This is a genomic window from Marinobacter alkalisoli, from assembly GCF_045449855.1.
Taxonomy (GTDB): Bacteria; Pseudomonadota; Gammaproteobacteria; order Pseudomonadales; family Oleiphilaceae; genus Marinobacter.
In genome coordinates this window covers 119,594-137,039 of the sequence record NZ_JBJJLC010000006.1, presented here as the reverse complement: position 1 = coordinate 137,039, position 17,446 = coordinate 119,594, and the positions used below count along the sequence as shown (strand labels likewise).

Genomic DNA, 17,446 nt, shown 5'->3' with positions numbered 1-17,446 from the left:
CTCTAGATTAAAAGGGCATTTTAAATCCTGGAGGCAGGCCCATTCCGGACATCATGCCGGACATTTTATCTTTTTGGTTGGCCTCGACACGACGCACGGCGTCGTTGACGGCCGCCGCAAGCAGATCTTCGAGAATCTCTTTTTCCTCGCTCATCAGGGACGGGTCAATCTCCACCTTGCGAACATCGTGGCGCCCATTCATGATGACCTTGACCAGCCCGGCTCCAGACTCGCCAGTGACCTCTTCCTTGGCAATCTCTTCCTGGGCCTTCTGCATTTCTTCCTGCATTTTCTGGGCTTTTTTCATCATGTCGCCCATACCATTCATCATCTGTTCATCTCCTTCAACGGGAACCTTGTATAGGCCGGATACTCTCTTCGACTACCCTGCCCTCAAATCGTTCAACGATGGACTTCACATACGGGTCGCTCCGGATCGCGGATTCCGCAGCCTGTTGGCGGGCCAGGCGCTGCCGTTCTTCCCAGGCCGCCGGTGTCTTGCCGCCGGTTTCACCCTGCTCTATACGCAGATTGATGGTGTCGCCGAAGCGGTTTCTCAAGGCGGCGAGAATCTTTTCCTCATGCCGGGCGTTCAAAAGACGGGCATGCCCCTCTTCCATCGTTAACAGGATGGAGTCTCCATCACGGGTGAATGCGGTGTGGCTGGCCAGGTTACCTGGCATACCGATAATGCCGAGACGGCGAAAGTCCCTCTCCCAGACGAACTCACCTGAAAGCTCCTGTTCCGGCTCCGGGCCCGGTGTTGGTTCGGGTTCAGGAACAGGTTCGCGCGCCACGGGCACGGGCTCCTGGCCCGGAGCGGTCTCGGTCAGATACTCCGGCACGGGGCCGGGATCGAATTCCGGCTCTGGCTCTGGAGTTGGTTCAGGCGACGAAGCGGACTCCACGCTGGCTTGTGGCTCTGGCTGCGGTTCCGGCGTGGGCTCAGGTGCTTTTTCCGGCGCCGGCGGAGGTGTTTCGGCTACGGGCTCCTGTACCGGCCCGGCTGGCGCTGGTTGAGATGCCGCAGGCGCTGGTTGCGACGCTGCCGGTGCAGGGTCAGGCTCATCGCGGGATTCCGTTGAACCGGACTGACCGCCTGAATTGAACGCAGGAGGCTCCCGGCGATCGGTACCGGGACGGAAGGCCAGCATCCGCAGCAGGGTCATTTCAAACCCCATCCGGGCATCCGGAGTCACTGCCAGGTCCTTGCGCCCCATCAATGCAGCCTGATAGAACAGCTGGGCATCTTCCGCGCTCAGTTGTCGCGCCAGCGTCTGTACCTGGGCGGCATCACCGAGTGCGTTATCCACACTGCCCGGCACCACCTGCTCCATGGTGACGCGGTGAAACAGCGATAACAGGTCGGCCAGGATCACGCTGTAATCCGGCGCGAAGTCGGAAATGCGGTGTATCTCTGAAAGCAGCGATGGCCCGTCGTTGCCCACCAGGGCATTGACCAGCTTTTCGATATCCCGCTGGTCAATCGTGCCCAGCATGTTGCTGACATCACTGGCGGCCAGTTTCTGGTTACCAAAGGCGATGGCCTGGTCCGTCAGGCTCAGGCCATCACGCATACTGCCATCCGCCGCACGGGCCAGTAACCACAGCGCCGGCTCTTCGAATGGAATCTGCTCTTCGGTCAGTACATGCTTCAGGTGGCCGGCGATGTGCTCCGGCGTCATACGCTTCAGGTTGAACTGCAGGCAGCGGGACAACACCGTGACCGGCAATTTCTGGGGATCGGTCGTGGCCAGCAGGAACTTCACATGCTCTGGCGGCTCTTCCAGCGTCTTGAGGAAGGCGTTGAAAGACTGGTTGGTGAGCATGTGCACCTCATCGATCAGGTACACCTTGAAGCGGCCACGGGTGGGCGCGTACTGGACGTTGTCTGTCAGCTCCCGCATGTCATCCACCCCGGTACGGGATGCCGCATCGATCTCGATCAGGTCAACAAACCGGCCTTCCTGGATTTCCTGGCAACTGGTGCATTCACCACAGGGCCTCGGCGTGACGCCGGTTTCGCAATTCAGGCACCGGGCCAGCAGCCGGCCAATGGTGGTTTTACCCACGCCACGGGTACCGGTGAAAAGATAAGCATGGTGAAGACGTTGATTTTCCAGGGCGTGAATCAATGCCTGAAGCACGTGCTCCTGACCAACCATGTCCTCAAATGTACGGGGGCGCCATTTACGGGCAAGTACCTGGTAGCTCATGTTTCGCCAACTGCAGTGAAAATGGCCTTAACCTTAGCACGGACATGGACTGATAAGAAGCCGGCGGGCGATCAGTTCGGGCTGGAAAAAGCGTCGATTTCAGCGGGATAAGACAGAAAGAAAGGTAAAATCTGGGGGTGACTCCACCAGCGACACTCCGGCACACAAGTCCACCGCTTCGGCTGCTCCCTTCCGGGCCTGACCGGGTTCACGGTTTATCGTTGCGGAGGCACCAATGGAGCCACCATAACGGCGTTTCAGGACATTTCCCTGAAAGCGGCGCGCATAGTAACAAAAGGGTTGGCGGACTACAACGACTTATAACGGCAGCGGCACTTCGTCCTGACGGAACCAGCACGCGAGGCTGTACCGGGCACGGTTCGCCGGCAGAACCTCATGGGGAATTTCCTCACTCAGGAACAGCACCATGCGCCCCATCTCCGGCAGCACCAGGCCGCACGACTCATCCTGATTGTCACGATTGAACAGCTGCAATGCACCGCCATCTGCCGCCTGCCACTGCTCATTGAAATAGAGCACCAGACTGACAATGCGCGATGCACGGCCGGCAAAACTGTCGAGGTGTTTGCGGTAGAAATCTCCGGACTGATAGGTCGCGTAGTGAGCCTCGAACCGTTTGAGCCCGAGGAACAGCCGCCGATTCAGGCCTTCCTGTATCTGCGCCAGGCAGTCAAACAATACCCGTTGTGGCAGTGTAATGCCCTGCAACCAGGCAATCCTGTCGCGTCTCACGGAGCGGTCACGGGTCAGGTCGGCGCCGCGGCCGATCCCCGCTTTCTTCATGGCGTCCGTTACATCCAGTATCCGGACCTCTTCCCGCAAGGCGCTCAGCAATGCGTCTCCCAGACGGTCACGGACATCCACGCTGACCCATCCGCACTCGGTCAGCTCCATTGCCAGATCATCCAGCCATTGCTCGGTGACACCACCGTACCCACTGCCAACAGAGGAAGCTTCCGATGAGACCACGGCCTCGCCGGCAACGGCGTCAAATTCGCAACTGCTATCAGTGATCAGGGTATTCCTGATCGGGCTAACAACCGGGTGATCCATGGTGCGGCTCCTCTGCAAGCCCGGTATTTTATGCCGGAATCTCGCGGCAACGTCAGTTTTAATTTACTCTGTTGGTACGCAAATACACCTAATCCCTGAGCAACACCCCAGGGACAGACACATCACGTAACACGAGGCATTGAGTGACAACACAACCCGGGCACTGGTCGTTTACCCGCTGGACTACCATCGGGCAACTGGAAGCCATAGACGTTCATCATCCACTGTTCCGCGCTCAACTGTTCCTCCAGGGAGCTCACCTTACCCACTTTGCCACACACGACAAACCAGACTGGCTCTGGCTCAGCGACACCGCGCGCTTTGAAACCGGTCGGGCGATTCGGGGTGGCGTGCCCATCTGCTGGCCCTGGTTCGGAGTGCCGGGGAGAAACCCGCCAGAAGTCCGCAAACGCATCCACACCACCGATTCCCATGGTTTTGCCCGTACCGCCCTCTGGAAACTGGAGGATGTTCAGGAATCCGCCCACGAAGTTGAAATCAGCCTGTCACTGGCGGCCAATGAAGATTTTTCCGACCTGTGGACGGGGCACGCGCTGGCGCTGGCGACCTTTAACTTTTCGGTCAAGGGCTGCCAGATTGCGCTGACGACGACCAATCTCGGTAGCGAGCCCATGGCTTTCACGCAGGCACTGCATACCTATTTACCCACGGCCGACATCCACCGAACCCATGTTGAAGGGCTCGATGGCTGCGACTATGTAGACACGCTGCAGAACTGGAGCTACCACTTTCAGAAAGGGGCGCTATCGTTTCAGGGCGAAACCGACAGGATATACGAATCCGGCGCCCCCCTGGTTGTCACCACACCCGGCAGCCGCCGTTCACTGGCAGCCATCGGCAGCGACTCCACGGTTGTGTGGAATCCCGGTCCGGAGAAAGCGCAGGCACTTTCGGACTTCCCCGACACTGGCTGGAAATCCATGCTGTGTGTCGAAACCGCCAATGCCCTCAGCGATTACCGGGTGTTGAATGAGGGGCAAAGTCATACCCTCGGCGTAATGATTGGACGAGTGTAATCTATCAGGGAGCCTCAATGAGCCTGGCATCAATTCTCAAATCCAAACTGGTTCCTGCGGAGCTGAGCGAGCAGATCAATCGCATCCGTAAGCCGATCGGCAGCCTCGGCTACGACCCCTGGGGCTACAACAACGAAGCCATCAAGTATGGCTTCTCGCTGACCAGACAGATCTACGAGAAGTATTTCCGGGTCCAGGCCAGCGGTGTGGAAAAGATCCCCTCCGAGGGGCCCGTGCTGATCATTGCCAATCACAGCGGTCAGTTACCGATTGATGGTCTGCTCATTGGTTACGCCCTGGCCTCCCGAGAGGTGAATCCCAGGATTCCCCGGGCGATGATCGAACGCTTCTTCCCTACCGTGCCCTACCTGGGCAATCTGTTGAACGAAATGGGGGCAGTGCTGGGTGATCCGGTCAATTGCGCCAAGATGCTGGCCAACGATGAGGCGGTCATTGTGTTCCCGGAGGGCGTGCGGGGTTCAGGCAAGCTCTATCATGATCGTTATCAGCTCAAACGGTTCGGTAATGGCTTTATGCACCTCGCCATGAAATACAAGGCCCCTATCGTTCCCGTTGGCGTGGTTGGGTGCGAGGAAACCATTCCCGCCATCGCCAACATCAAGCCACTGGCGAAGGCGTTGGGCATACCCTACGCGCCCATTGCATTGCCGGTAATCTTGCCGGCCAAGGTCCACCTCAATGTGGGCGACCCCATGTATTTCGATGACCTGGAAATCCCCGAGGAGAAAGTGACCGATCGGGTTGAGCAGGTGAAGGCGGAGATCAGCAAGCTGATTGACAAGGGTCTGAGCGAAAGGAAAAGGCTGTTCTGATGAGCGAGCAACAGAGACCACGCATACTCGTGACCGGCGCCGCAGGGGCCCTGGCACAACAGGTGATTGACCGGCTTCGTGAAGACTGTGACCTGGTAGCGGTGGATTTCCGCGAGCAGGTCTACCTGGGTGACGACATCCCCAGTTACTGCATCGACTTCAACAAACGGGTGTTCGAAGACCTGTTCAGACGCTACCGGTTTGACGGCGTCATTCACCTGGGCCGGATCATGTCCAGCCAGCTGACCCGGATGCGTCGATACAACGCCAATGTCCTCGGTACCCAGAAGTTGCTGGACCTCAGCCACAAATACGGCATCAAACGGGTGGTGGTACTCTCCACCTTCCACGTTTACGGCGCAGTGGCGTACAACCCCGCACTGATTGACGAGGAAGCCCCATTAAAAGGCGTGGGGTTGAGCGCAGACCTGGTGGACTCCGTAGAGCTGGAGAACCTTGCCAACATCTACCTCTGGCGCTACCCGGAACTGAACATCACCATTCTGCGCCCCTGTAACATCGTCGGGCCCGGGGTGAGGAACTCCATCAGCACCCTGCTTGCCAGCGAACGGGCGCCGGTGCTTGCCGGGTTTTCCCCGATGATGCAGTTCATACACATCGATGACATGGCGGATGCCATTGTTCTGACCTATAACAAACCCAAACGGGGTGTATTCAACGTGGCGCCGGAAGACTGGGTTGCTTATCAGCATGCGCTTAAACTGTGTGGATGCAATCGCCTGCCGATTCCGTCCATACCGCCAGCGCTGCCAAAACTGATTCTGAAAACACTGAGCCTGAGAAGTTTCCCGTCGTATTTGATGCACTTTTTCAAGTATCCTGTCGTCATAGACGGCAGAGCTTTTGCCAGGGAATTTGGATTCAGCCCCCGACGACCGCTGAAGGAAATCTTCCGATTCTATCGGGAGAATAAAAAGCCGGTGTGACGGCATAACACCGCCTGAAGGCGGATGCCGTCAGGGACAGGAGGCATAACAACGCAGGACGCGAGGCATGTTAAGTAATTTCAGTCTAATCAGCCACACCACGGCAGCCGTCTCTTTTGGCCTGCTCGGACTGGTTATTGCCTCCCATTATCTTCGCCGGGATATCGACAGGGTTCTTCTGCTGGCATCTGTCGTGTCAATGATCTGGGCAGGCGCCCTGGTTACCCAGAACCTCTGGGGCCAACCTTCATTCTTCATCCGTTATTTGCTGGAACTGCTGCGGGATGCCGCCTGGATTACCCTGCTGTTTGCCCTGCTCCGGAATTCCTTCCGGGCCACGGCCATTGTAGGACGGCTTCGCCGGATGCTGGCCATTGCCACCATCACACTGATTGTCTTCCTGCTGGTGTTCGGGGCACTGGAATACACCTTTGGCCTGGATCTCCTTGACGGCAAGACCAAGGTTGTCGGCCAGATTGTACTATCTCTGATGGGACTCTCGCTGGTTGAGCAGATCTGGCGAAACTCCGTATCGTTTGGCCGATCAAGCATGAAATACATCTGCATCGCCGTCGCCACGATGTTTGTCTTCGATTTTTTCATGTACGCCGACGCCCTGCTGTTCGGCCAGGTGTCCGAGTCGTTCTGGAATGCGCGAGGACTGGTCAACGCGGCCCTCGTCCCCCTGTTCGCCATCAATACCATTAACACCCGCAAACAACCGGTGGAATTCCAGCTTTCCCGCTCAGCGGTCTTCCACGCAGGCACCTTTATGTTTGCCGGCGCCTATCTGCTTTTCCTGGCCGTTGGCGGCTACTACGTCCGGGCCCTGGGCGGCGCCTGGGGCGAGGCATTGCAGGTATTGTTCTTCACCATTGCCCTCGCATTCCTGGTAACGCTGCTGACCTCCCGACGGGTCCGCTCAAGGCTGATGGTGTTTATCAGCCAGAATTTCTTCGACTACAAATACGATTATCGCGAAGAGTGGCTGAAAATGACTCGGGAGCTGGCGAACCTGAGCGATGAACCGCCCTTACCCGAGAGGGTCGTTCGCATCCTGTCAGGGCTGGTGGAAAGCAACGCGGGAGCTATCTGGCTGCGGGACGAACAGGGCGCCTACGCACTCAAAACCGCCGTCAATATCACCACCCCCAAGTTCACCACCATTGAAGGAGACGGGGAGATCAGCCGCTTCTTCAGGGAACGTGAATGGATTGTTGACCTTCACGAATACCGTGAAGACCCCATTCGTTACAACCTGCTTGAAATCCCGGATGCCATCACCCGCATTCCGGATGGTTGGCTGATCATTCCGCTGTACCTGGGAAATGACCTCTATGGCATCGCCCTGGTTGGCAACCCCTATGCCCCCGTCGAACTGAACTGGGAAAACTTTGACCTGATCAAGGTGGTTGCCCGCCAGTCCTGCAACCTGCTGGCCCAGGCAGATGCCCAGAACCGCCTCTCCCGGGCCATGCAGTTCGAAGCTGTCAGCAAGGCCTCAGCTTTCATGGTTCATGACCTCAAGACCCTGATCGCGCAATTGTCGCTGCTGGTCAAGAACGCGCCCCGTCACCGCGACAATCCCGCGTTTATTGATGACATGGTGAACACCACCGATCACGCCGTGCGTAAAATGGCAAACCTCGTGGACCATATCCGCAAACCCGCCGAAGACATTGAGTCGGCGGAAATACTGGATCTCCGGGATGTGGTTATCCAGCTCGCCGAACATTACAGTCGTTGGCTTCCGGCCCCGCGCATCATCGGCAACCCCTCGTGCAGCCTGATCAAGGCTGACCGTGAACAGCTGTTCAGTGTCCTTGGACATCTTATTCAGAACGCCCAGGACGCAACACCACCGGAAGGCGAAGTAACACTGACCCTGAAAATTGCGAAGGACAATGTCGTCCTGTTTATCCAGGATACCGGCGCCGGCATGACGGAAGAATTTATACGCTCCCAGCTCTTCAAGCCCTTTGAGAGCACCAAAGGACTGACCGGCATGGGGATCGGCGCATACCAGGCCAGAGAATATCTGCGAAAAGTAGGGGGCAACATTGACGTTACCAGTGAGCCTGGCGTCGGCTCCTGCTTCTCTGTTCGCTTCCCGCTGACCACCCCCGCCGATCAACGCGAAACAGAAAGTGAAACGGATAGGCCAACTGAAGAGCGGCCCAGGCAAGGACAGAGCGCCAATTAATTGGCGTTTTGAAAATTTAAATCAGCCCAACGTTGCAAAGCGTCAATATTCAGTTGAGAATCAATAAAGGGATGAATTGATCAATATTGCATCAGCACAGTCACAGGACAAAAAAAAGGGATTTAGGACTGTTGTGAGTAAACGACTGTTAATTGTAGAGGATGACCCCGGCCTTCAAAGCCAAATGCGATGGTGTTTCAGTGATCACCTGGAAGTCGCCATGGCGACGGATCGTGATTCCGCTCTGACAGCGCTCAGACGCACCGAACCAGACGTCATTACCCTGGATCTGGGCCTACCGCCAGACCCCGGCGGAGCATCCGAGGGGTTCAGCCTGCTGGAAGATATTCTCCGCCTGTCGCCGCAAAGCAAGGTCATTGTGGTGACGGGGCGCGAAGACAAGGAAAATGCCGTCAAGGCCATCGGCATGGGCGCCTGCGACTTTTATCAGAAGCCGCTCGATGCGGATATCCTTACATTTGTTGTCAATCGCGCCTTCCGAATTGCCGAACTGGAAAAAGAAAACCGGGAACTGTCCCAGTACCCCAACAGCACAAGCATCAAAGGGATTGTCGCCGCCAGCCCACAGATGCTGGCTATTTGCAGAACCCTGGAGAAAGTCGCCCCCACTGATGTCACCACGCTGATCACCGGGGAAACCGGTACCGGCAAGGAATTGCTGGCCCGCGCACTCCACGACCTGAGCCACAGGCACGCCAAGACATTTGCCGCCATCAACTGCGCCGCCATCCCCGAAAACCTTCTGGAGAGCGAGCTGTTCGGCTTCGAGAAGGGGTCATTCACCGGCGCCACCCAAAGCAAGAAAGGTAAAATCGAAAACGCCAACGGCGGAACCCTTTTCCTGGATGAAATCGGCGACATGCCGATGGCGTTACAGGCCAAGCTGCTGAGATTCCTGCAGGAGCGCGTTGTCGACCGGGTAGGTTCGGTCAAACCGATTCCTGTAGACGTGAGGGTTGTCTGCGCTACCCACCGGGATGCTCGGACACTCATCGATCAGGGTGAGTTTCGTGAAGACCTCTATTACCGGATCAGCGAAATTACCCTGGACGTGCCCCCGCTGAGGGAGCGTGAGGGGGATGCCCTGGTGATTGCCCAGTCGCTTCTGAGATCTCTCGGCAAACATATGGACCGCCCCAACCTCACCTTCACCGAGGACGCCATTAACGCCATCACCACATACGAGTGGCCCGGAAACGTCCGGGAAATGATCAACAAGGTGAAGCGGGCCACCATTATGGCGGATGGAAAACGGGTCACCGCCCTCGATCTGGAGCTGAAACCGGGTACCGACAGCAAGGACAACCAGCTCAATCTCCGGCAGGTCCGTGAGACCGCTGAGCGCCAGGCCATCATCCAGGCACTGCAGAGTTGCGGGTTTAATATGGCCCAGGCATCCAGACTATTGGGAGTCACCCGACCTACGCTGTATAACCTTACGGACAAGTACCGTATCGAAACGTCACATGCGGCCTCAGGGGTCTGACAAACGGACAGGGACATCAGAACAAGCACCTGACAGGAAAAGGAACAGGGCCATGAAAGCAGTTGTTACAGCACGCGCCATCCTGCTATCGGCTGCCGTTGCGATCGGAATGGCCGGTTGCGGCAGCGATAATGAAATGAGCCAGGAAGAGATCCAATACCTGAGTCACCTGGATCAGTCCCGTTTTTTTCAGCGCCAGGGCGAACTCAAGGCCAGCACACTGGAAGCCCGCAGCGCTATCGACCTGCAGCCTGACAAGCCTGCCCCCTACTTCATCATTATCAACAACCTGTTGAAAGCTGGTGATGCCATTAACGCTGAACGCCAGCTCAACCGTGTGATGGCCGACATTCCGGAACAGGCGCTGGACAGCGCAACCAGAAACCGGGCACACCTGATCCGCGCCGAAGCCAATCTGATGCAGGGCCAGTTTGACGAAGCCCTGGCCAATCTGGCCGACGTGTCCACTGAGGATCGGGCGCTGGAAAGCGAAGCCGGCCTCCTGAAAGGCCGGGTCCTGTTGGCCGCAGACCGTCTGGACGAAGCAAAGCAGGCTTATGAACAGGCGCTTTCCATCACCAAAAACTCCGCCCTGCCCCTGGTCGGTCTTTCCCGGATAGCCCATGCCGCCGGAGACCGGGAAGCCGTCCAAAGCTATATCGGGGAAGCGGAACAGGTGAATGGCGAGAACGCGGAGCTCTGGCTCTGGAAAGCGCAACTCGCCCATGAGGCGGAGGAATGGAAGACAGCAGAGGACGCCTACATTCGCGCCCTTGAGGATATCGGCCAGTACGACATCATGACGTTCCGCAAGTACGAAACCATATCCGCCCTGATCCGTGTTCTGAGGGCTCAGGGTAAGGCATCGGAAGCCTTTGTGTACGAGGAAATACTCGCGAAATCGGGCCCCGGCACGATCAAAAGTAACATCGCCGCCGCCAGGGAAGCCTTCAAGGAAGGCGATCTGGATTCCGCCGCCAACTACCTCGAAGAGGTACTGACGCATGCTCCGAACCACGAGCAAAGCACACTGATGCTGGGGATGATTCGCTTCCGTCAGGGTCAGGTTCAGGAAGCAGAGCGACTGCTTCGGCCGATAGCCGAAATGGGAGACTCCGAAGCCGCCAGCAAACTGCTTGCCGCCGCCCGGATTCAGATGCGGGATCCGGAAGAAGCCCGGGCCATTCTGGAAACCCTGTCCGACAAGGACACTGACCCCGAAACACTTGCCCTGGTTGGCATCGCATCCCTGTCATCCGGCGACCTGGAGGCGGGCGAACCGCTGATCGAGGAAGCGTTATCACTGGCCCCGGACAACCACGCACTCAGGCTTCGCTACGCAGGCTACCTGATACAGCGGGGAGAGTTTGCAAAAGCCATTGCCCAGACAGCGCAGGTGCCAGCCGATTCGGACCTGCATGCACAGGCTCTGATAGTCACTATCGAAGCGCACCTGTCATCCGGTAACAACGCTGATGCGATCGCCGTGGCAGATGCCTGGATCAAAGACGAACCCGACAGCACGGCCGCCGTCATAGCCCGGGGCAACCTGGCAGCACGAACCGGCAGCCCCGACCAGGCCAGAGGCTACTTCCAGCAAGCCTCGGAAAAGTCGCCGGACCTGGCCGCACCACACATCGCCCTTGGTAACCTTGCCAGAAGTCAGCAGGATCTTGCGCAGGCACAGACGCATTTTCGCCAGGCAGTGACCCTGGCTCCTGACAACCGACAGGCACTGCAGGGACTTGCTGACGTCATGGAGCCTGCGGAAATACGAACCTACATGCGGGATCTTCTGGAACAACAGCCGGCCGCTACCGGACCAAAACTGATCCTGCTTGAGGCAGCCCTCATTGAAGGAGACAACCGGGAAGCCGACGAACTCTCCGCCGCACTGCTTGAACGAACCGATGAAAACACCCCTGCGCGGGCCGAGCCCCTGGTCGCCGGCATTTACAATTCGGTAGCCTCCCGCTTACGGCAAGACGGTAAGACTGAACAGGCGGCGACGGTACTGGAACGCGGCCGGGTGCTGTTTCCTGAGTCCGAGAACATCACACTTCAGGCTGCAGCCGTAGCGTTTTCCGAAGGTAACCCGAAACAGGCCACGGAACTGCTCCAGGAAGCGAAGAAATCGCAACCCCAATCCGCTGCTCCCTACACAGTGGAAGCGCGGTACTTCGAGCGTCAGGGACAGTTCGATCAGGCTGCAGCGCTTTACCAACTGGCTCTGGAAAAATCGCCTTCGGCGGACCTCCACAACGCCTACGCCCGCTCCCTGCAGCAGGCCGGGCGCAAGCAGGAGGCCATGGGGGCCCTGGACAATGCGCTCGCCTCCTACCCGAACAGCACGCAGTTACTGCTGAGCCAAGCCATGCTGCACCAGTCAGACGGTGACCCCGAGAAGGCCCGGCAGGGCTACGAAACCCTGCTGAAATCAGCCCCGGATAACGCCCTGGTGCTCAACAACCTGGCCTGGCTGTACCATCAGCAGGGCGATGCCAGGGCGATGGACCTGGCGCGCAAGGCCTATGAAAAAAGCCCGGACAACGCATCGGTCGCGGATACCTACGGTTGGATCATGTTCAAGGCCGGTAACCACAAGGACAGCCTGCCCGTTCTGGAAAAAGCCTACCAGCTGCAGCCCGATTCCGAGGAAATTGCCATGCATCTGGCCGAAGCCTACAAAGCTTCCGGCCGGACGGACGAGGCTCGCGCAATTCTGGAGAAATTCGGCGGGCAGGGGTAAGCAAAATGCGGATTCGATATAACCCATAGACCCAAAGTCCAAAACAATCCAAGAAGCCGGTGGCGGCCCTTACAGACTGAAACAATACTTAACGTGTTGCATCATTGACCAGGAAGGCGGGTGACGTATGTCTGTTTGCAAAGTGCTGGGAGTAGGAAGTGCAGTCATTCTGATCAGCGGTTGTCAAAGCTGGCAGTTTCGAGGCATAGAAGATCTCCCGCCAACAGCTGCGCTACCCGAAGAAAGTCAGCCTGGGGTGGTAGAAGTCCGATACTATGACAATCTCGATGGCATCCAGATTGACACAATGACCGCCTCCGAAAAGTTTCCTGATAATCCTGATGAAGTAGCCGAACTAACCAGCCTGGAAGATCCGGAGAATCGAGCTGAATATTACGGATCTTATGTCAGAGGGTTCATCGAGCCACCAAGTTCTGGTGAATACCGCTTCTTCGTCAGCGGCAATGATCAGGCAGAATTCTGGTTAAGCACGTCCGATTCTCCGAATGATGTCGAACTATTGGCCATGACACCAGACTGGACCAACGTCAACGAATTCACCAAATACAGCTCCCAAACATCCCGTTATGTGACCTTGGATTCCTCCAAACAGTACTACTTCGAAGTGCTTCAGAAGGAAGGCTACGGTAGCGACCATTTCGCAGTTGCCTGGGAAGGCCCCGGGATAAGCCAACAGATCATTGGCAGCGCTTACATCCATTCCTGGGCCAAACCGGTCTATGGTGACGATGTCAGCTCTGGTGAAGCCTACTCCCTGGGCTATCGGGTGGGGTTCCTTGACGGCTCTGAAGGCCTTGCATTCAACCCGGACTATCCTCCACTCGATGCGGACAAGGACGGCATCTACGACAACTGGGAAGTGGTCTATGGGCTTGATCCATCCAACCCCGACGACGCCGCTTCTGATCCTGACGGAGACCTGCTCGCCGCTGCCGATGAATTCCTGATTGGCACCGCCGAAAACAACCCGGATACAGACGGTGACGGCATTCCCGACGGCAGCGAATACGCCTATGACCTGGATCCACTTGATGCCTCGGATGCCGAGGGGGATCTGGATAATGATGGTTACACCAATCTTGAGGAGTATCAGGCGGGGACAGCATTGAATGACCACGAAGACATGCCGGTCGAGGAAGCGGAGCCTGAGCCGGAAGCGGAGCCACAATTCATTGCAGGCTTCACAGGCCAGTACTTTGAAGGTACATCGTTTGACCGGCTGGTTCTGACCCAGGTCAACGAATCCGTCGACTTCAACTGGGGTCGCGGCAGCCCCAACCCGGACATGCCCAGCGACCAGTTCAGCGTGCGTTGGAGCGGTACCTTTACTGCGCCCCATAGTAGTGGCAGCAATAACTACGAGTTTACCGTCAGAACCAACGATGGGGTCCGCCTATACGCCAACGGCGAACTGGTCATTGATGACTGGACACAGCATGCACCGACCTCCTTCAGTTATGAGCGTTCACTGGAAGCGGGCGAGCAATTAAATCTGACCGTTGAGTACTTCGAAGATGTAGGCAGCGCTGTGGCTCAATACTCCGCAAGGAACATCACCACCAACCAGAACCTATCGACCGCGTCGACCGTTACCACACCAGACTATACCTCTCCCAGTAGCCAGGACACCGATGGTGATGGAATCCCCGATACCTGGGAGCTACAGCACGGTTTGAACGCCTGGGTGCCGGATGCCGATGGCGTCAACAACAATGACGGTATCAGCAACCTGCAAGCGTACGAGAGTGGCCTGGATCCCTACACCCTTGAAACCGTGGAAACAGACGGTGACGGAACCACTGGCGAAGAACCCGAAACCACCGAGCCGGAAACTACCGATCCGGGAACCGTAGACAGCTCCGTTACCCTGTCCTGGACGGCTCCGTCCACACGCATGGACGGCAGTTCGATCGACCTCAGCGAGATCGATTATTACATTATCAACTACGGTCAGAGCGAGTCAGACCTGAGCAGCGAACAGGAAGTCAGTGGCGAGCTTACATCCTACACATTCGACGGTCTGGCATCGGGTACCTGGTACTTCACCATCCAGGTCGTCGATACCAACGGCCTCACCAGCGCACCGTCCAGTCCAGTGTCCGCAGAGGTGCAATAAGGTGATGGGGGAGCAAGTCCGATGTTCAGTGTCGTGACTTGCTCCCGTACAAACCATCAAGATGCGCCTGAGCCTTTTCCCGGACCTCCGGGAACAGCGTATTGAGAGTGCCCACGGCGTCACAACTATCACAGGTTAAGGCCAATACAACCAGAGACGCGTCGTTGCGAGCGTTCAAAGCTCCCGGTAGTTGCGCCAGCTTTGCCTGCAGCTCATTGCTTTCCCAGCGCCCCTCAACGTAATACCCATAGGCTACGTGAACTCTGGTCTCGCTTTGCCGGTATTTCAGCGTCACCCCGCCCAGCATCAGCCCCGGTCCGGCACCCACATCAAAAGTCTGTTCCGGAACCAGATGACTGGTGTCGTACAACCGATTCCCGTAGTGCACCAGTTCTGCGCCCGGCCTCTGTACTTCATAGGTGTATATCCCGGTCAGGATTTCAACCGGACCGTTGGTGTCTGGCACAACCTCATCGCGGCTCATATAGACATGTACCTGGGACTGATCCGGGCGCTCCATGACAGGAACCCATCCCTCCAGCTCGTTCCTGAACAGAGGCAGCCACTCTGAGCGACTGACCAGTGGTGCCGGTTGAACCCGTGAGCCGGAAACCCCGTGGGCGCCCTGCCCGTTAATCGTTGCCCAGGAAGCGAACAAGAACAGCGCCAGGGGAACAACCCCAAGCATCAGCATCCTGCCTACAGGAAAGCCACCGCTGCCGGACGCAGGATCGGGAACACGCTTTGCGGTCCCCTCCCCGCTCCTGGCTTCCCGCCTTTCCAGATAACGGGCAAACAGGAACAGCGGAACCAGTGTGCCGGCAAACACCCACCACCCGAAATGGTCGTGCGCATTGATCAACGAAGATGTCATGTTGGACTCATAGCCCACATAAATAATGACAAAGACCCGAATCCAGTTTGCCAGCAATGACAGCATGACAGCCGCCACAAACAGGTTAATCCGGGCAGTCAGTGAGCGGTAATTCAATTCGCTGTGGATCGTTGCCAGTGTCAGCCCCACCAGCAGATAACGCAGACCCGAGCACCCGTGGGCAATCTCAAAGGCCCCCACACCCGGAAAGTAAACAAACACGCCTTCAACGATAAACTCAATGTCGAGCCAGGACAGCAGGAATTGGTTGACCGCAACCGTTACCAGCTGCAACGGCCAGGACAGGTAATCCCACACCGGAATGGCAAACACCAACACCCCGATAGGCAGGAAAAAAAGCATGGTCTGACGCCAGCCCCACACCAGCAGCAACGTGCCAATCAACAAGGGCACCAACGCGATTTGCTGAAGCGCCTCGATCAATAGCAGGCTTCCGATCAGGTAAACCGCGGCAGCGGCCAGGAGAGGCAGCAACCAGATCGAATAAAAGTCCGGCACCGGCCGGTTGGCCAGCCATTTCCGGACCGTCAACGCCAGACTGACGATCAGCACCAGAAAGCCGTGGGAGTATGATTGATCAAACTTCAGCCAACGACTTCCCAGCACCTCCAGCGCCGGCCACAGGCCAATTGCCAACAACGCCACCAGGGATACCGGAATCAGCCAGTGCAACGGGGAATTCGGGGACAAACGTTCCATGTCTACAGCGCTCAGCCTTTAAGTAGATACAATCGCTTTAACAACCGGCTTCGGACCACCATAACCGAAATCAGGGGTTCTGTGCGGGTCGCCAGTCGACTCTTATAGTTCTCGTTCTTTCCGCCACCGGCCAACATATCAAACGTATGCACGCCTGGGTCCTCAAAAGACTTCTCGACACTATAACCAAGATGGAGCGTGCCAAGGGCGATTTTCCGGTGAAAAGACTCATCAAATCCGGACTGGATATTGTAGGTCACACCCTGAAACATCACGTTATACAGTACTGATATCGCTTTGTGATTGCAGGTCAGGACTGATAGTTCCGGCACTCCGCCCTCTTTTTCAATCCGCGAGAGGAAATGTCCGTGAAAGCGAAGGCTGTCATTACTGAAGCACGGGCGGCCCCAGCGATGACCATGGAACTGGTTCAGCAGCGTAAAGAAGTCTCCCCGTTGCGGAGGCCAGAAGTTTTTAAGCTCAATGTGGCCTTCGGCCTGCAACAGCTTCCTCCGGTTATAGAACTTCAGCCGGGAATTGGAGCCCAGTGAAGACAGATAGTGGTCAAAACTACCCGATGTCGAAATGCTGTAAGCATCATCACTGGCAACGGTCCGGACTAGCCAGCCCCGCTCCCGGGCAAGCGCCTTCAGGGCCCGGAAATCCCCGGAGTTCACCCGCATATCGCGAAATACCGCTTCCGACCAGTGGCTCTGGTCGAGACCGTCAAACAACGAAGTCAGTGAATGAGCGGTTCCAAAACCGTTGTACTCGGTGCGGGGGGTGGAAAGGCGTCTGTAGTTTGTGCCCACAAACTGCAGGCAACGAATCGGGAGGAGTTTCCGTAAACGGTAACGATCCAGATAAAGCCCGGACCTGCCTCCGCCACCATCGGACAACAACTGGAAACCGGGAGTATCACCCCAGATATCCCACCAGCTCTTCTGCCACGCCTCAGTCTGAAACAGGCTCACAAATTGATCGTCCCTGAGTTGGAGGCCCCGCAAGGCCCTTGTCGAAAAATCTTACAATTCCGTAATAAACCTAGACCTGTAACAACGTTATCACACTGTATTAGAGATTTAATATTCGTCGTGGCATCAAAGATGCTGCCTCCTGAACGATGGCTTCATGGATCTGCAGGAGGCG

At 57.0% G+C, this 17,446-nt stretch carries 12 protein-coding genes and 1 other RNA gene; 7 read left to right on the top strand and 6 right to left on the bottom strand.

Annotation, left to right across the window (positions count from 1 at the left end):
- Positions 1–7: 7 nt before the first annotated feature.
- From ACJO5Y_RS04105 to ACJO5Y_RS04090, 4 genes are all read right to left on the bottom strand, one after another.
- A complete protein-coding gene (locus ACJO5Y_RS04105; RefSeq protein ID WP_406985155.1) occupies positions 8–331 on the bottom strand; it encodes a YbaB/EbfC family nucleoid-associated protein in 324 nt (107 codons plus the stop codon).
- 13 nt (positions 332–344) lie between these two features.
- The gene (gene dnaX, locus ACJO5Y_RS04100) at positions 345–2,216 is read right to left on the bottom strand and encodes a DNA polymerase III subunit gamma/tau (RefSeq protein ID WP_406985154.1); all 1,872 of its coding nucleotides are present in this window, start codon (positions 2,214–2,216) and stop codon (positions 345–347) included.
- 141 nt (positions 2,217–2,357) lie between these two features.
- Positions 2,358–2,454, bottom strand: an RNA gene (ffs, locus tag ACJO5Y_RS04095) — signal recognition particle sRNA small type.
- Positions 2,455–2,534: 80 nt separating this feature from the next.
- Entirely contained in the window at positions 2,535–3,290 is a 756-nt protein-coding gene (locus ACJO5Y_RS04090) for a 2OG-Fe(II) oxygenase (RefSeq protein WP_406985153.1), read from the bottom strand.
- A gap of 143 nt (positions 3,291–3,433) precedes the next feature.
- Between ACJO5Y_RS04090 and ACJO5Y_RS04085 the strand changes: the two genes are divergently transcribed.
- From ACJO5Y_RS04085 to ACJO5Y_RS04055, 7 genes are all read left to right on the top strand, one after another.
- The gene (locus tag ACJO5Y_RS04085; RefSeq protein ID WP_406985152.1) at positions 3,434–4,327 is read left to right on the top strand and encodes a D-hexose-6-phosphate mutarotase; all 894 of its coding nucleotides are present in this window, start codon (positions 3,434–3,436) and stop codon (positions 4,325–4,327) included.
- Positions 4,328–4,344: 17 nt separating this feature from the next.
- Positions 4,345–5,160, top strand: coding sequence for a lysophospholipid acyltransferase family protein (locus tag ACJO5Y_RS04080; RefSeq protein WP_406985151.1), 816 nt, complete (start codon positions 4,345–4,347; stop codon positions 5,158–5,160).
- The gene (locus tag ACJO5Y_RS04075) at positions 5,160–6,107 is read left to right on the top strand and encodes an SDR family oxidoreductase (protein ID WP_406985150.1); all 948 of its coding nucleotides are present in this window, start codon (positions 5,160–5,162) and stop codon (positions 6,105–6,107) included. Before ACJO5Y_RS04080 ends, ACJO5Y_RS04075 begins: the two co-directional genes overlap by 1 nt.
- 67 nt (positions 6,108–6,174) lie before the next feature.
- Positions 6,175–8,310 carry an XrtA/PEP-CTERM system histidine kinase PrsK gene (gene prsK / locus ACJO5Y_RS04070; protein ID WP_406985149.1) on the top strand — a complete coding sequence of 712 codons (2,136 nt, stop codon included), beginning with the start codon at positions 6,175–6,177 and terminating at the stop codon, positions 8,308–8,310.
- Positions 8,311–8,443: 133 nt separating this feature from the next.
- Complete coding sequence (prsR, locus tag ACJO5Y_RS04065; RefSeq protein WP_406985148.1) at positions 8,444–9,817, top strand: PEP-CTERM-box response regulator transcription factor; 1,374 nt, start codon at positions 8,444–8,446, stop codon at positions 9,815–9,817.
- 52 nt (positions 9,818–9,869) lie between these two features.
- A complete protein-coding gene (locus ACJO5Y_RS04060) occupies positions 9,870–12,566 on the top strand; it encodes a tetratricopeptide repeat protein (protein ID WP_406985147.1) in 2,697 nt (898 codons plus the stop codon).
- 127 nt (positions 12,567–12,693) lie between these two features.
- Positions 12,694–14,703: a PA14 domain-containing protein gene (locus tag ACJO5Y_RS04055; RefSeq protein WP_406985146.1), complete on the top strand. Its 2,010-nt coding sequence runs from the start codon at positions 12,694–12,696 to the stop codon at positions 14,701–14,703.
- A gap of 25 nt (positions 14,704–14,728) precedes the next feature.
- Here ACJO5Y_RS04055 and xrt read toward each other — a convergent pair whose 3' ends face one another.
- Together xrt and ACJO5Y_RS04045 are read right to left on the bottom strand one after the other, a co-directional pair.
- Complete coding sequence (gene xrt / locus ACJO5Y_RS04050; protein ID WP_406985145.1) at positions 14,729–16,297, bottom strand: exosortase; 1,569 nt, start codon at positions 16,295–16,297, stop codon at positions 14,729–14,731.
- 11 nt (positions 16,298–16,308) lie between these two features.
- Positions 16,309–17,271 (bottom strand): GNAT family N-acetyltransferase, encoded by a 963-nt coding sequence (locus ACJO5Y_RS04045; protein WP_406985144.1) that lies wholly within the window; start codon positions 17,269–17,271, stop codon positions 16,309–16,311.
- Positions 17,272–17,446 lie beyond the last annotated feature (175 nt).